This window comes from Novosphingobium organovorum, assembly GCF_022832435.1.
Taxonomy (GTDB): domain Bacteria; phylum Pseudomonadota; class Alphaproteobacteria; order Sphingomonadales; family Sphingomonadaceae; genus Novosphingobium; species Novosphingobium organovorum.
In genome coordinates this window covers 65,881-80,941 of sequence record NZ_JALHLF010000004.1, presented here as the reverse complement: position 1 = coordinate 80,941, position 15,061 = coordinate 65,881, and the positions used below count along the sequence as shown (strand labels likewise).

Sequence of the window (15,061 nt, the reverse complement as noted above, 5' to 3'; positions counted from 1 at the left end):
GGCGCGCATCCACCATGGCCCGCCGCGTCTTGCCTTCTTCCTTCCGTGCCGAACTTGGCAAGACCCTCGAGCTCGGGGCGCCGCTGGCGTTGGCCAATCTCCTGCAGATGGCGGTGTTCGCGACCGACGTGATGTTCGTGGCGCGGCTCGGGCAGCAGGCTCTGGCCGCCTCGAGCCTGGCCGTCGCGATGGTCAGCGTGCTGATGATGGGCCTGAACGGTGTGACATCGGCCTGCGCGCCGTTGATCGCGGCCGAGCTTGGCCGGCGGCGCAACGCGGTGCGCGAGGTGCGGCGCACCACCCGTATGGCGCTGTGGCTGGGCTTGGGGCTCGGCATCGCTGGCGTGGCGCTGTGCCAGTTCGCCGAAAGTTTCATGCTGCTGGCGGGGCAAAAGCCCGACCTGGCGCGTCTGGGCGGGGACTTTCTCGCCATTCTCGCCATTGCGATGGTGCCGATGGGGATCGCCAACGTGTTGCGCACCTTCGTCTCGGCGCTGGGCCGTCCGTTCTTTGCCACCGCGATTACCGCGGTCTCGATCGCGGTCAACGCGGCGGGGGACTACGCGCTGGTCTTCGGCCATTTCGGGATGCCCGCGCTGGGCCTGACCGGCGCCGCGCTGGCGAGCATCATCACCGCGTCCTCGACCGTGCTGGCCTATGTCGCGGTAATCGTGTGGGACAAGCGGCTGCGGCGCTTTCGCGTGTTCGGGCGCTGGTGGCGGCCCGAGTGGCTGCGCCTGCGCCAGATGCTCCGGCTGGGTCTGCCGATTTCGGGCACGCTGATCGCCGAGGGCGGGCTGTTCAGCGGCGCGGCGTTCCTGATGGGGCTGGTGGGCGAAGCGCAGCTGGCCGGGCACACGGTGGCGCTGCAGATCGCGGCGATCGCCTTCCAGGTGCCCTTCGGCATCGGTCAGGCCGCGACGATCCGCGTCGGCCACCATTACGGCGCGGCCAATGCGGAAGGGGTGACCATGGCCGGGCGCGCCTCGCTGCTGCTGTGTCTGGGCTTCGCGGCGGTTTCGGCGCTGTTCATCGTGGCGTTCCCGCGTCTGGTGCTGGGGGCCTATGTCGATGTCGACGATCCGCGCAACGCGGTGATGGTGGGCTTTGCCCTGCGCTACCTGCTGGTCGCGGCGGCTTTCCAGTTTTCGGATTCGCTCCAGGCCGTCGCCGCAGGCGCGCTGCGCGGGGTGCAGGATACCCACGTGCCGATGGCCATCGCGGTGTTCGGCTATTGGGTGGCGGGCTTCGGGGTCTCGGCCGCGCTGGGCCTGTTCACCCCGCTCGAAGGCGTCGGGGTGTGGATCGGTCTTGCCGTGGGGCTGAGCGTGGCCGCCGCCCTGCTGCTGGGCCGCTGGCACGCGCGCACGCGCTTTGGCCTGCTGCGTGCGATCGAAAGCGCGCCGGGCAGCGCGCGCGCCTGAACGGCGGTTCCTGCCGCGGATGCGGGGCGGATGTTGCATCGCGGCGCGAAAAAATTTGCCCTGGCCCCGCTTGACGCCACCCGACCCCAAGACCATATCCCGCCGCGTTGGCACTCTTGGATCGAGAGTGCCAAAACCAGTTTATGCCTTTTAACAGGACTTAGAGGGAGACTCCCATGACTTTCCGCCCGCTGCACGACCGTGTTCTCGTGCGCCGCGTCGAAGCCGAGGAAAAGACGGCTGGTGGCATCATCATTCCCGACAGCGCCAAGGAAAAGCCCGCTGAAGGCGAAATCGTTGCCGTGGGCAACGGCGCCGTCGTCGACGGCAAGGTCGTTGCGCTCGACGTCAAGGCCGGTGACCGCGTGCTGTTCGGCAAGTGGTCGGGCACCGAGGTCAAGGTCGACGGTGAAGACCTGCTGATCATGAAGGAAAGCGACATTCTCGGCGTTATCGGCTGAGCTACGCTTCCTCCATCTTACTGATTTTCTGAAAGGAATTCCATAATGGCAGCCAAGGACGTCAAGTTCGGCCGCGACGCGCGCGAGCGCATTCTCGCCGGTGTCGACACTCTCGCCAACGCCGTGAAGGTGACGCTCGGTCCCAAGGGCCGCAACGTCGTGATCGAAAAGAGCTTCGGCGCGCCCCGCATCACCAAGGACGGTGTGTCGGTCGCCAAGGAAATCGAGCTCAAGGACAAGTTCGAGAACATGGGCGCGCAGATGCTGCGCGAAGTGGCCTCGAAGTCGAACGACAAGGCCGGTGACGGCACCACCACCGCGACCGTTCTCGCTCAGGCGATCGTGCGCGAAGGCATGAAGTCGGTTGCCGCCGGCATGAACCCGATGGACCTCAAGCGCGGCATCGACCTCGCGGTCGGCAAGGTCGTCGAAAACCTCGCCAGCCGCTCGACTGCGGTTGCCGGTTCGGAAGAGATTGCCCAGGTCGGCATCATCTCGGCCAACGGCGACGTCGAAGTCGGCCAGAAGATCGCCGAGGCGATGGAGAAGGTCGGCAAGGAAGGCGTGATCACCGTGGAAGAGGCCAAGGGCCTCGAATTCGAACTCGATGTCGTCGAAGGCATGCAGTTCGACCGCGGCTACCTCTCGCCCTACTTCGTCACCAACCCGGACAAGATGACGGTCGAGCTTGAGAACCCCTACGTTCTCATCCACGAGAAGAAGCTCTCCTCGCTCCAGGCGCTGCTGCCGATCCTCGAAGCCGTGGTGCAGTCGGGCCGTCCGCTCCTCATCATCGCCGAGGACATCGAGGGCGAGGCTCTGGCCACGCTCGTCGTCAACAAGCTGCGTGGCGGCCTGAAGATCGCCGCCGTCAAGGCGCCGGGCTTCGGCGATCGCCGCAAGGCCATGCTGGGCGACATCGCGACCCTCACCGCCGGTGAAATGGTTTCGGAAGACCTCGGCATCAAGCTCGAGAACGTCACCCTGCCGATGCTTGGCGAAGCCAAGAAGGTCACGATCGACAAGGACAACACCACCATCGTCGATGGCGCCGGTGCTCCCGAAGAGATCAAGGCCCGCGTCGAGCAGATTCGCGCCCAGATCGAAGTCACCACTTCGGACTACGACCGCGAGAAGCTCCAGGAGCGTCTGGCCAAGCTGGCTGGCGGCGTGGCCGTCATCAAGGTCGGCGGTGCGACCGAAGTCGAGGTGAAGGAGCGCAAGGACCGCGTCGACGACGCGCTGCACGCGACCCGCGCGGCCGTTGAAGAAGGCATCGTTCCGGGCGGCGGTACCGCGCTGCTTTACGCCACCAAGGGCCTCGACGGCCTGGCCGGCATCAACGACGACCAGACCCGCGGCATCGACATCGTGCGTCGTGCGCTGGCCGCTCCGGCCAAGCAGATCGCCGAGAACGCCGGTCTCGACGGCGCGGTTGTCGCCGGCAAGCTGCTCGACCAGTCGGACGAGAGCTTCGGTTTCAACGCTTCGACCGACACGTACGAGAACCTCAAGTCCTCGGGCGTGATCGACCCGACCAAGGTCGTTCGCACCGCGCTGCAGAACGCCGCTTCGGTCGCGGGCCTGCTGATCACCACCGAGGCCGCGATTGCCGACAAGCCCGAGGACAAGGCGGCTCCCGCCATGCCCGACATGGGTGGCATGGGCGGCATGGGCGGCATGGGCGGCTTCTAAGCTACCCCTGCTCGCGCAGGAACCTGCACGACATGATGAGGCCGGAAGGAGCGATCCTTCCGGCCTTTTCTTTGGGCGATGCCGCTGGTGGGGCAGTGTTAACCCGAATCGGCCCAGGGTGTTCACGGGTGGATGCGTTTACCCTTGCACCCGGTTCGATTCCGTCGGATGTGAGACAGGAAACGTCCTGCTTCGGCAATTGCCCGCAAGCGCCACGCGCTTCATCGCGCTTGGATGGTGATTGATCGGGTTTGTGTTAACCTGAAATCAGGTGGTCAAGACTAACGTGGGTTGTGCATGAACCGGGCTGACAATCTCCTCGCGCGGTGCCGCAAGGGCACGGGGCGCCTCGTTTCGATCGCGGTGTTCGCTGCGGCGTTGTTGCTTCCGCTGGGCGCGGCGAACGCGGGCGAGACCGCCGATGTCGCCAAGGTCCAGTCCAGCTTCGATTCGCTGTTTGGCACCGAATTGCGCGGGCCGCCGGTCTATTCCACGCTGTTCGAGCATCAGCTCGCCGCCGCCGCCGAAGCCTCCGAAGGGCGCATCGGCGTTGCCGCGGTCGATCTCAAGACCGGGCGCACCATCGATGTCCTGGGCGACCAGCGTTTCCCGATGGCCAGCACCAGCAAGATCGCGATCGCCGCGACCTTCCTCGAAGGGGTCGACAAGGGCAAGTGGTCGCTCACCAGCGAATTTCCGATGATGATCCCGGTGCGCTCGCAACCGTTTTCGAGCCCGGTCGCACCGGTGCGCGCGGGCCAGTACATGACCGCTGAAAAGCTCATGGAACTGATGCTCACGCGGTCGAACAACTACGCTACCGACGGCCTGCTGCGTGTCGTGGGCGGACCGGCGGCGGTCAATGCCTGGGTGCGCAAGGCCGGGATCAAGGACTGGCACCTCGATCACGACATCGCCACGCTCGTGCGCGACGATGGTGCGCTCGATCCGGCGCGGGTGATCGACGATCGCGACAGCGCCACGCCGCTGGCGATGGTTCATCTGCTGGCGGGCCTCTACGAAGGCAAGTGGCTGAGCAAGAAAAGCCGCGACACGCTGATGAGCATCATGGGCCGCTGCGTGACCGGGCGCCGCCGCATTCCGGCGGGCATTCCCGATGGCGCGACGATCCACCACAAGACCGGCTCGCTGCACAACACCTCGAGCGACGTGGGCATCGTCGAGACCGCCGATGGCGACGTCTTCGCGGTCGCGATCTACGTCACCGGGCAAGGCAGCCGCCCCAACCGCGAAACCCGCATCGCCTCGATCGCGCGCACCGTTTACAACGGCTACCAGACCGAAAGCGCCGGAGCGCCGCGCACCGCCGCGCGCTGAGGCGCCCCATTGCGGTTCCCTGACCACTGTGGCGCAACGGTGGTTCGGAGAGGCGCGCTCGACAGTCTGGGGTCACGGGGTGGTAACCCCTTGGTAAGTCCCTTTTACCTTAAAAGAAAAGGCGCTGCGAGCCGAGCCCGCAGCGCCTTTTTCATGCCAGGGGCAGGCCCCGGATCAGTTGGTGTTGGGGTTGCCGTCGGTGTGGTCGGCCATTTCGTTGGCGGCGTCGTTGGCGGCCTTTTCGGCGTCCGATGCGGCGTTGGCGGCGGCGTCCTGGACGTCGTCGGTGGCGTCGGATGCGGCGGCGCCGGCGTCGTTGGCGGCGCCCTTCATGGCATCGCCCATGTTGTCGACGCTGTCGGCGGCCTGCGTGGCGTAGGAGCCCATGTCATCGGCGGCCGAGGAGGCGGCGGCTTCGGTGGCGTCCTGCGTCTTCTGCGAGCAGGCGGCCAGCGAAAGGGCGGCTACGGCGGCCGTCGTGGCCAAAAGGATCTTGCGCATCTTTCAGGTTTCCCTCGTTGTTACTCTGCGATGTCGGCGCGGTCGCACCCCGCGCCGAGAAGCCAATACGCGAAAGGGGCTTCGCGGGCTCGCTAGAACGGTGCGCCACCCCCTTCAAGTGCTCGCCTTGCAACAAACACGGGCACGGATGGTTCCCGCAAGGCCAAGCTTTCCCCACAAAGCGTGGCGCGCGCCTGCTGACGCTGGGGCAAAGCGCTGCTAGGGCTGGGGCCATGGATTCCAAGCAGCACCTCTACCTCGTCGACGGTTCGGCCTACATCTTCCGGGCCTACCACCGCCTTCCCCCGCTGACCGATCCCGAAGGGACGCCGGTGGGCGCGGTCTATGGCTACACCACCATGTTGTGGAAGCTGGCCGAGGATCTCGACAAGGCCGAGGGGCCGACCCACATGGCGGTGATCCTCGATGCGGGCAGCAAGTCGTTTCGCAACGACATCTACGCCGACTACAAGGCCAACCGCCCCCCGCCTCCCGAGGATCTGGTCCCGCAGTTCCCGCTGATCCGCGACGCCACGCGCGCCTTTTCGCTGCCATGCATCGAGGAACAGGGCTACGAGGCGGACGATCTCATCGCGTCCTACGCGCGCGCTGCGGCGCGCCAGGGCTGGGACGTGACGATCGTGTCCTCGGACAAGGACCTCATGCAGCTTGTCGGCACCTGCGCCGAGGGGGGCGGCAAGGTCGACATGCTCGATACGATGAAGAACCTGCGCATCGATCTTCCCGAAGTGGCCGAGAAGTTCGGCGTGACGCCCGACAAGGTGGGCGACGTGCTGGCGCTGATGGGCGATGCGGTGGACAACGTGCCGGGCGTCTTCGGCGTCGGCCCCAAGACGGCGACCAAGCTGATCCAGGAGCATGGAGACCTGGAAGCCGTGCTGGCCGCCGCGCCCGAGATGAAGAAGTCCAAGCTCAAGGAACGCCTGATCGAGCAGGCGGACCAGGCGCGGCTGTCGCGCGTGCTGGTCGCGCTCAAGGAGGATTGCGCGCTGCCGATCGCGCTTGAGGACGTGAAGCTGCGCGCGATCCCGCCCGAACCGCTGGCCGCGTTCCTGGGCAAGCACGGTTTCACCAGCCTGCTCAAGCGCCTTGAGACGGGCACCGGCAGCCCTTCGAAGACGACCGACCTCAACCCTGCCAAGGCGCAGACGGCGGCGGCGGGCTCGGGCGAGGGCGCCGATCGCCAGCCGTTGCCCGAAATGCCCGCGATCGATTACGCGGCCTACGAATGCGTGCAGAGCGTCGCCGCGCTCGAGGCGTGGGTGGCCAAAGCCCGGGCCGCGCATGTCCTTGCGGTCGATACCGAGACCTCGGCGCTCGATGCGATGCAGGCGGACCTTGTCGGCGTGAGCCTTGCCATCGGCCCCAATCAGGCGTGCTACATTCCGCTCGGCCACGGCGGCAGCGACATGTTCGCCGAAAAGCCCGAGCAGGTGCCGCTCGAGACGGCGATCGCTCTCCTCAAGCCCTTGCTCGAGGATGATGCGGTTCTCAAGATCGGCCAGAACATCAAGTACGATCTCAACGTCCTCGCGCGCTACGGCATTACCGTCACGCCGATCGACGACACGATGATCGAGAGTTTCTGCCTCGACGCCGGTCGCGGAACCGACGGGATCGGTGGGGGCCACGGCATGGACGAGCTGTCCGAACGCCACCTCGGCCACAAGCCGATGGCGTTCAAGGACGTGTGCGGCACCGGCAAGAAGGCGATCCCCTTTGGCGAGGTTCCGCTCGACAAGGCGACGCACTACGCGGCCGAGGACGCCGACGTCACCTGGCGGCTCCACACGCTGCTTGCCCCGCGCCTCTCGGACGAGGGTGGCACGCGCATCTACCAGCGCGTCGACCGTCCGCTGATCCCGGTTGTCGCCCAAATGGAGCGCCACGGCATCAAGGTCGACCGCGAGAAGCTGGCCGGGCTCTCGGCGCAGTTCGCCGAGACCATTGGCGCGCTCGAAAAGGAAATCCACGCCGCGGCGGGTCAGGAATTCACCATCGGCAGCCCCAAGCAGCTGGGTGAGATCCTGTTCGACAAGCTGGGCTACAAGGGCGGCAAGAAGGGCAAGTCGGGCCAGTATTCGACCGACCAGTCGGTGCTCGAACGCCTCGCCGAGGAGGGCGCGCACGTCGCCACCAAGGTGCTCGAATGGCGCCAGCTCTCCAAGCTGCGCTCGACCTATACCGAGGCGCTGCAGGCCGCGATCAACCCCAGGACGGGGCGTGTCCACACCAGCTACAGCCTGGTCGGCGCGCAGACCGGGCGCCTGTCCTCGACCGACCCCAACCTGCAGAACATCCCGATCCGCACCGAGATCGGGCGCCAGATCCGCGACTGCTTCGTGGCCGACGAAGGCCATGTCCTGGTCGCGGCGGACTATTCGCAGATCGAGCTGCGCCTCGCCGCGCACATGGCCGACGTGCCTTCCTTGCGCGAAGCCTTCGAACAGGGCGAGGACATCCACGCGCGCACCGCGCAGGAACTGTTCGGCGAGGTCAACCGCGACACCCGCGGGCGCGCGAAGACGATCAACTTCGCGATCCTCTACGGCATTTCGCGCTGGGGCCTCGCGGGGCGTCTGGGCGTCGATGCCGATGAGGCGCAGGCGATGATCGACCGTTACTTCGAACGCTTTCCCGGCATCCAGAAATACATCGTCGCAACGCTCGAGGGCGTTCGTGAGAAGGGCTATTCGGAAACGCTCTTTGGCCGCAAGACCTGGTTTCCGCGTATCAATTCGAAGAATGGGGCCGAACGTCAGGGGTCCGAGCGCGCCGCGATCAACGCGCCGATCCAGGGCACCTGCGCGGACATCATCAAGCGCGCGATGGCGCGCATGATGCCCGCGCTCGAGGACGCGGGGCTGGGCCACGTGCGTATGCTCCTGCAGGTGCACGACGAACTGGTCTTCGAAATGCCCGAAGGCGACGTGGCGGCGGCCTCGGCGGTGATCGAGCGGGTCATGGCCGAGGCGGCGGGGCCAGCGGTGGCGCTTACCGTACCGCTCGGCGTCGAAATCGGCTCGGGCGCGAGCTGGGGCGCGGCGCACTGATTTCGAGGGGGTGGGCTGGCGTCAAGGCCCACCCCCGGCCCCTCCCGCGAGCGGGAGGGGAGAAGTAAGGTGTCACGTCTTCGGCGCGTCGCAGCGGGTCAGGTCTTAATCGCGATCGTGCCCCGCTTCGTCCGAAAGGTCCTTCGCACTTGCAACCGCTGCGTCGCAGCATAGTTTGTGGGGAATGACCGACGCGCTTCAGAACCTGATCGGTGAGCTGCCGGACTGGCTGCAACAGACGATCGTCGCCCTGATCGTGACCGTGATCGCGGTCACCATCGCGCTGCTCCTGCACAGCGTGCTGTTCCGCCTGCTCAGACGCTTTGCCAAGGCGAGCGAGAGCGATTCCGATAATCTGGTGGTCAAACGGCTCGCCCGGCCCAGCCGCTGGGCGCTGGTCGCGCTCGCCATCGTGCTCGCCGCGCGCGAGACACCCGCGCTGGACGATGTCTGGCAACGCCTGGGCGGGCTCGTCATGCCGATGATGGTCGGCTGGATGGCGCTGGCCATCCTCAACGCCTTCGTCGAGGCGATGGTGCTGCGCGCGGACATCTCGATGGCCGACAACCGCCGCAACCGGCGCAAGCGCACGCGCGTGACGATCTTCGGGCGCATCGCGACGTTCTGCATCGTCTTCGTGACGATCTCGCTCATGCTGCTCTCGATCCCCGGTGTGCGTGACATCGGGGTGACGCTGATGGCTTCGGCGGGCCTCGCGGCTCTCGCGGTCGGCGCGGCGGCGCAGCCGGCCCTGAAGGCGCTCATCTCGGGTTTTCAGATGGCGCTGACCGAACCCGTGGTCATCGGCGATGCGATCATCATCGGGGACGAATGGGGCTGGGTCGAGGAAATCAAGACGACCTACGTCGTGGTCAAGGTCTGGGACGAGCGGCGGCTGGTGGTGCCCACCAACAAGTTCCTCGAGGAAATCTTCCAGAACTGGACCAAGACCACCTCGCAGCTGATGGGGACGGTCATGCTCTATGTCGATCCGGCAACCCGGCTCGACCCGATCCGCGCGAAGTTTCTGGAGATCGTCGCGGCGAACGAGCGCTGGGACGGGCGCGTCCGGCACATGCAGGTGACCGAACTGACCCGCGATGCGATCGAGGTGCGCTTCCTCGTCACCGCCAAGGACAGCCCCACCCTGTTCGATCTGCGCTGCGACGTGCGCGAGGCGCTGATCCAGTGGCTAGCCGCCGAAATGCCCGAGGCGATCGTGCGCAACCGCCTCGCCCCGGTAGCCCCGGTCGAACTCGCGGGACTGGGCGCTCCCTCGGCGGCGGCGCTCGCGCAGATGTAGGCGAATTGTGCGATAGGATATTGCAAACGCGCGAAAATTCGATGAAACCTTCAAGGCCATGAGGGACCGTTTCACACGCCTGAGCCTTGACACTTTCGCGGATCAGTTCGAGCCGGTGGAGCACGGCTATCTCTACCGGCGCAGCCTGAAGGGCGCGCCGATTCCGGTCAGCGCGGACGAGCGCGATGCCTTCGTGGCGGTTTACCAGCAGCGGCAGAAACGGTTGCCGATCCTGGCGGCTGGATTTGGTCTTGCGCTGATCGGCGCGGCGATGCTGCTCTTCGGGGCTTCGGGCAAAGGCATGGACGACTCGGCGATCTGGGCCATCTGTGTGGTGATTTTGATCGTGATCTTCGCCGCAACCCATTGGAACTGGACTCGCCCTGTCCGCAGGCTGGCCGGGCGAGCCGCGGTGGGAGAGGCCTGTTCCAAAGCGATCGTGCGTCGGCGCAATCTGGCGCGCATCACCTATCCGCAAGTGTTTGGAGCACCCGTTCTGGTCGGGCTGATGCTGTGGAAGATCAGCGGATCGACCGACCTCTTGCACGGATGGGGGCGCCTGTGGCTGGTCCTTGGGGGCCTCGCCGTCGCCGGCGCTCTGGTGCAGGGGCTGCGCAAGTGGTGGATCGAGCGCGCGCCCTGATCGGGCCTTCGCTACTGGCGCACTTGCGGCATCGTACTGGCCAGAACTTCGCCGTCCCCGCGTCCGATCGACCACAGGCGGCGCGGTGCCTTGGGGTCCCAGTCGATCGCCTGACCGGCGCTGGCGAGGCCGAGCGTGGTCACCAGTTCGAGGCTCGAGCCCGCCTCGGGCAGGCGCAGCACGTAGACTTCGGGCCGGTCGTGGCCGGTCGCGTAGATGTAGCCGTCTGGCCCCCAGCTCAGTCCCGAGCAGCTCTTGGGCGCCATGCGCGCCAGCACGGCTTCGGGAAAGACCCAGGCTTGTTCGGGGTGGAACGCAGCGTCCATCTGGACCAGCTGGGTGAAGGCCGCGCCGCGCGCGGGATCGCCGCCCTTGCCGGTGTAGTTGGCGAGCACCGCCCACCAGTGCCCGGCGTGCCGGTCCATCACCGTGAGCGAGCCCTGCAACAGCCCGAGACTTACCGTGCGAAGGTGCGTCATCGTGCGCGTGTCGAAGAATTCGACCGCGCTCGTCTGCGGGAGGGCCGGGTAGTTTGAGGCCGCGCAGACCAGCTGGTGGCCCACCACGGTGCAGCTGTTCATGTGCGGGAAGAGGCGCGGCTGGCCGTGCCACTCGGCGACCTGTTCGCCGGTCGCGATGCGGTACTTGCCGATCGCATCGTTGCTGATCGCGTAAAAGTAGGTGCCGTCGGACGCCGCGCCCTGGTGCGCCTGTGCGGCGTGAAAGCGCAGCGTGACCGGCGCCGGAGCCGGGGAGGGCGCGCTGTCTTGCGCAAGGGCGGCGGCGGGGCCGCAAAGGGCGGCAAGAGCGATCAGGGGGAGCAGGCGTGCCAGCATGGATGCACAGTCCTGCCGCGCGATTGTTGCAGGCGTGCGAAAGGGGGAGAAGCGCGCCCGTCTGCACGCGTTCAGGCTTGCGCAAGTCGCAGGGGTTAGGCAGCTAGGCGCTATGACCCTTGCTTCCTCCACGCCGCTGGCGCGCGCGCTTCTGGGCCTCCTCCTGACGGGCCTGTGCGCCTGTACGGCCAAGGCGACGCCGGTGTGTTCCTATTCGGTCCTGGCGACCTATCCGCACGATCCGCAAGCCTTCACCGAAGGGCTCTTCTTCGCCGACGGCGTGCTTTACGAAAGCACCGGGCAAAAGGGCCAGTCGCGCGTCTATACGCGCACGCTGGAGAGCACCACGCCGATCCGCGAAGGCCAGGTCGATCCCACCTTCTTCGGCGAAGGTTCGGTGGCCTGGGGCGACCAGATCATCAGCCTCACCTGGCGCGACGGGCTGGGCTATCGCTGGGATCGCAAGACCCTGAAGCCGATCACCCTGTTTCCCTTCTCGGGCGAGGGCTGGGGCATGACCATCCACGACGGCACGATTTACCAGAGCGACGGTTCGGCCAACCTCATCCTGCGCGATCCCGCGACCTTCAAGCGCACCGGGACGATCGCGGTCACCGACGCGGGTGAGCCAGTGCCCATGCTCAACGAACTGGAATGGATCGATGGGGAAATCTGGGCCAACGTGTGGATGACCGATCGCATCGCGCGGATCGATCCGGCGAGCGGCGCGGTCAAGAGCTGGGTCGATCTGTCGGGGCTCGCGGCCAAAAGCGGGGCGCGCACCAGTGACGATGTGCTTAACGGCATCGCTTATGATGCGGCAAGGAAGCGGATCTTCGTGACGGGCAAGGACTGGGACAAGCTGTACCAGATTACGCCGAAGTGTTCCTGAGATAGAAGAAAGGGATTTAAGGGATTTACCATCCCTTGAGCGTTTTCCAGTCAGGTGAAATCACCTGACGGTTCAGAAAATGCGTAAAAACAAAGGCCAAGAGCGATCGCTCCGATTGCATTGGATCGATCGCTCTTGGCCCTGTGGACTGGAGACCCGCACCTCTCTCGCGCCTTGCCGGATGAGAGAGGTGCGGGTCTCCAGTCCTGTCTCAATCCCCGTGCTTGTTCGCGCGGGTCGGCTCGACCATGCCGGGCGCGATGAAGCCGATCGGGGCGACTTCCATCGCGCGCTTCTTCAGTTCGCCCTTCATCTTGGCGTATTCGGTCTCCATCTCGGCCGAGACGGTGGCGCGCGCGTCCTCGAGCGAGTCCTCGAAGTCGGCCATCGACACCGCTTCGACCGCCGCGCCCGCCTTGCGGATGGCGATGAGGCCGGCGCGGCGCACCACGTCTTCGAGGTCGGCGCCGGTAAAACGCTCGGTGCGCTTGGCGATGGTCGCGAGCGAGACGTCCGGGGCCAGCGGCATGGCCGCCGTGTGGATGCCCAGGATGTGCTCGCGGCCAGCCGTATCGGGCGTGCCGACATAGACCAGTTCGTCGAACCGTCCGGGGCGCAGCAGCGCCGGATCGACGAGGCCGGGCCGGTTCGTCGCGCCGACCAGGACCACCGATTGCAGCTCCTCCATGCCGTCCATTTCCGCCAGGATCGTGTTGACCACGCGGGCGGTCACCTGCGGCTCGCCCAGGCCGCCCCCGCCCATGCCGCGCGCGGGGACGAGGCTGTCGATCTCGTCGATGAACACCACGCACGGCGCGACCTGGCGCGCGCGCGCGAAGAGCCGGGCGATCTGCTGTTCGCTCTCGCCGTACCACTTGGACAGCAGGTCGGAGGACTTGATCGAGATGAAGTTGGCTTCCGCCTCCTTGGCCACCGCCTTGGCCAGCAGCGTCTTGCCCGTGCCCGGCGGGCCGTAGAGCAGGAAGCCCTTGGCCGCGCGGATGCCGAGGCGATGGAACGCCTCGGGGTTCTTGAGCGGCAGCTCGATGCCTTCCTTGAGCTTCAACTGCGCCTCGTCGAGCCCGCCGATGTCCGACCAGCCGATCTGGGGCACCTGGACCATGACCTCGCGCATCGCCGAAGGCTGGACGCGCTTGAGCGCGGCGATGAAGTCATCGCGCTCGACCGAGAGGTTTTCGAGCACTTCGGGCGGGATCGCGCGGGCCTCCAGGTCGAGCCGGGGCATGATCCGGCGCACCGCCTCGATCGCGGCCTCGCGGGTGAGCGCGGCGAGGTCCGCGCCGACGAAACCGTGCGTGGTGCGCGCCAGTTCCTGCAGCGAGACCTTCTCGCCCAGCGGCATGCCGCGGGTGTGGATCGCCAGAATCTCGCGCCGCCCGCTTTCGTCGGGGACACCGATCACGATTTCGCGGTCGAACCGGCCGGGGCGGCGCAGCGCCTCGTCGATTGCATCGGGCCGGTTGGTGGCCGCGATGACGACGACGTGGGCGCGGCTGTTGAGCCCGTCCATCAGCGTGAGCAACTGGGCGACGAGGCGCTTTTCGGCTTCACCGTGAACCTGGTCGCGCTTGGGGGCGATCGAGTCGATCTCGTCGATGAACACGATTGCGGGCGCGGCCTTGGTCGCTTCCTCGAACACGTCGCGCAGGTGCTTTTCGCTCTCGCCATAGCCCGAACCCATGATTTCGGGGCCGTTGATCGAGAAGAAGCTCGCCTCGCTCTCGTTGGCGACGGCCTGGGCAAGGCGCGTCTTGCCGGTTCCCGGCGGGCCGTGGAGCAGTACGCCCTTGGGCGGGGCGACGCCCAGGCGCGTGAACAGTTCGGGGTAGCGCAGCGGCAGCTCGACCATCTCGCGCAGCTGGCGGATGGTGTCCTCCATGCCGCCAACGTCGTCGTAGTTGACGTCGCCGCGCGGTTCATGCGCTTCCTCGAAAGTCTCGCGCAGTTCGACTTCGGTGTTCTCGTCGATGTGGACGATGCCGCGCGGGGTGGTCGAGACGACGTTGAGGCGAATTTGCGTCAGCGCATAGGCCGGCGCGTTGAACATGCGCCGCAGCTGCGGGGGAATGTCGGCAACCTGCTGCTGGCCGGTGGTGGCGACGAGATCGCCCTGGACCATCGGGCGTGCGAAGAAGTTGCGCTTGAGCGCGATCGTCGGCCCCTGCAGGCGCATGTCGCGCTGCGCGGGCGCGAAAACGACGCGCTGCGCGGGGCGCGATTCGGCCTTGCGCACGCCGACGTGATCGCCCGAGCCAACCTCGGCGTTGCCGCGCTGGAGACCGTCGAGACGGATGACCTCGAGTCCCTCATCCTCGGGATAGGCCAGGACCGCGCGCGCGACGGTGACCGACTTGCCGGTGATTTCCAGCACGTCGCCTTCCATGGCGTTGATGGCGGCAAGCGATTCGCGCGACAGGCGGGCAATGCCCTGGCCGCTTTCTTCCTGGCGCGCCGCTGCGACTTGCAGCCGGACTACGCGTTCGTCGACCCTGGATTCGGGCTCGCTCATGATTGTCCTTTCGAAGCAACGGCTCTTGCCCGGCGCCACAGCTTGGCCGTCGGGCAGGAGCTTGTTCAAAGGAGCTAGGTATCGCGCCCGGTGTTTTCAAACCGAACCTAAGGCAAGGGCGCCCGTCTGGCAGACAAAAGTCTGTCAGACAAAAAAAGACCCGGCCGTTTCCGGTCGGGTCGTGGAAGTTTTGGGAGAGGATGCCTGAAAGGCAGGCTCTTTATGAGACGAATCGGTTCGTTGTGCAAGTGCGAAGTGGTGCTTTTTTATTGCGTTTGGCGCACTGCGAGTTGCCTCATATGGAATTGCGCGCGAAATTAGGACGTTGCGAGCCACGTATTTCCGCCATCTCTGAAGGTGAATC

The 15,061-nt window shown here is 66.3% G+C and carries 11 protein-coding genes; 8 read left to right on the top strand and 3 right to left on the bottom strand.

The genetic code is table 11. The features are described 5' to 3' along the window. Positions 1-14: 14 nt before the first annotated feature. The 4 genes from MTR62_RS02275 (at position 15) to MTR62_RS02260 (ending at position 4,918) form a co-directional block, all read left to right on the top strand. On the top strand, positions 15-1,424 hold the full coding sequence (locus MTR62_RS02275) for an MATE family efflux transporter (RefSeq protein ID WP_244016658.1): 1,410 nt from the start codon (positions 15-17) through the stop codon (positions 1,422-1,424). A 176-nt stretch (positions 1,425-1,600) separates the two neighbouring features. After that, a complete protein-coding gene (gene groES / locus MTR62_RS02270) occupies positions 1,601-1,885 on the top strand; it encodes a co-chaperone GroES (RefSeq protein WP_244016657.1) in 285 nt (94 codons plus the stop codon). 45 nt (positions 1,886-1,930) lie between these two features. Next, entirely contained in the window at positions 1,931-3,580 is a 1,650-nt protein-coding gene (gene groL / locus MTR62_RS02265; RefSeq protein WP_244016656.1) for a chaperonin GroEL, read from the top strand. A gap of 297 nt (positions 3,581-3,877) precedes the next feature. Then, positions 3,878-4,918: a serine hydrolase gene (locus MTR62_RS02260; protein WP_244016655.1), complete on the top strand. Its 1,041-nt coding sequence runs from the start codon at positions 3,878-3,880 to the stop codon at positions 4,916-4,918. Between the two features lie 174 nt (positions 4,919-5,092). Here MTR62_RS02260 and MTR62_RS02255 read toward each other — a convergent pair whose 3' ends face one another. Then, entirely contained in the window at positions 5,093-5,419 is a 327-nt protein-coding gene (locus tag MTR62_RS02255) for a hypothetical protein (RefSeq protein ID WP_244016654.1), read from the bottom strand. Between the two features lie 233 nt (positions 5,420-5,652). On the opposite strand from MTR62_RS02255, the gene polA reads away from it, so the two are divergent. The 3 genes from polA (at position 5,653) to MTR62_RS02240 (ending at position 10,439) form a co-directional block, all read left to right on the top strand. Next, complete coding sequence (gene polA, locus MTR62_RS02250) at positions 5,653-8,493, top strand: DNA polymerase I (RefSeq protein ID WP_244016653.1); 2,841 nt, start codon at positions 5,653-5,655, stop codon at positions 8,491-8,493. Between the two features lie 184 nt (positions 8,494-8,677). Beyond that, complete coding sequence (locus tag MTR62_RS02245) at positions 8,678-9,796, top strand: mechanosensitive ion channel family protein (RefSeq protein WP_244016652.1); 1,119 nt, start codon at positions 8,678-8,680, stop codon at positions 9,794-9,796. 58 nt (positions 9,797-9,854) lie between these two features. After that, positions 9,855-10,439, top strand: coding sequence for a hypothetical protein (locus MTR62_RS02240; protein WP_244016651.1), 585 nt, complete (start codon positions 9,855-9,857; stop codon positions 10,437-10,439). 11 nt (positions 10,440-10,450) lie between these two features. On the opposite strand, the gene MTR62_RS02235 is transcribed toward MTR62_RS02240, so the two are convergent. Then, a complete protein-coding gene (locus MTR62_RS02235) occupies positions 10,451-11,275 on the bottom strand; it encodes a hypothetical protein (RefSeq protein ID WP_244016650.1) in 825 nt (274 codons plus the stop codon). A 112-nt stretch (positions 11,276-11,387) separates the two neighbouring features. On the opposite strand from MTR62_RS02235, the gene MTR62_RS02230 reads away from it, so the two are divergent. Then, positions 11,388-12,167, top strand: coding sequence for a glutaminyl-peptide cyclotransferase (locus MTR62_RS02230; protein ID WP_244016649.1), 780 nt, complete (start codon positions 11,388-11,390; stop codon positions 12,165-12,167). Positions 12,168-12,378: 211 nt separating this feature from the next. Here MTR62_RS02230 and MTR62_RS02225 read toward each other — a convergent pair whose 3' ends face one another. Beyond that, a complete protein-coding gene (locus MTR62_RS02225) occupies positions 12,379-14,697 on the bottom strand; it encodes a CDC48 family AAA ATPase (RefSeq protein ID WP_244016648.1) in 2,319 nt (772 codons plus the stop codon). Positions 14,698-15,061 lie beyond the last annotated feature (364 nt).

What these genes read in the sequence shown, in the direction of transcription:
- MTR62_RS02275 (WP_244016658.1), top strand. Translation starts at nt 15, where the DNA reads ATGGCCCGCCGCGTCTTGCCTTCTTCCTTCCGTGCCGAACTTGGCAAG.
- groES (WP_244016657.1), top strand. Translation starts at nt 1,601, where the DNA reads ATGACTTTCCGCCCGCTGCACGACCGTGTTCTCGTGCGCCGCGTCGAA.
- groL (WP_244016656.1), top strand. Translation starts at nt 1,931, where the DNA reads ATGGCAGCCAAGGACGTCAAGTTCGGCCGCGACGCGCGCGAGCGCATT.
- MTR62_RS02260 (WP_244016655.1), top strand. Translation starts at nt 3,878, where the DNA reads ATGAACCGGGCTGACAATCTCCTCGCGCGGTGCCGCAAGGGCACGGGG.
- MTR62_RS02255 (WP_244016654.1), bottom strand. Translation starts at nt 5,419, where the DNA reads ATGCGCAAGATCCTTTTGGCCACGACGGCCGCCGTAGCCGCCCTTTCG.
- polA (WP_244016653.1), top strand. Translation starts at nt 5,653, where the DNA reads ATGGATTCCAAGCAGCACCTCTACCTCGTCGACGGTTCGGCCTACATC.
- MTR62_RS02245 (WP_244016652.1), top strand. Translation starts at nt 8,678, where the DNA reads ATGACCGACGCGCTTCAGAACCTGATCGGTGAGCTGCCGGACTGGCTG.
- MTR62_RS02240 (WP_244016651.1), top strand. Translation starts at nt 9,855, where the DNA reads ATGAGGGACCGTTTCACACGCCTGAGCCTTGACACTTTCGCGGATCAG.
- MTR62_RS02235 (WP_244016650.1), bottom strand. Translation starts at nt 11,275, where the DNA reads ATGCTGGCACGCCTGCTCCCCCTGATCGCTCTTGCCGCCCTTTGCGGC.
- MTR62_RS02230 (WP_244016649.1), top strand. Translation starts at nt 11,388, where the DNA reads ATGACCCTTGCTTCCTCCACGCCGCTGGCGCGCGCGCTTCTGGGCCTC.
- MTR62_RS02225 (WP_244016648.1), bottom strand. Translation starts at nt 14,697, where the DNA reads ATGAGCGAGCCCGAATCCAGGGTCGACGAACGCGTAGTCCGGCTGCAA.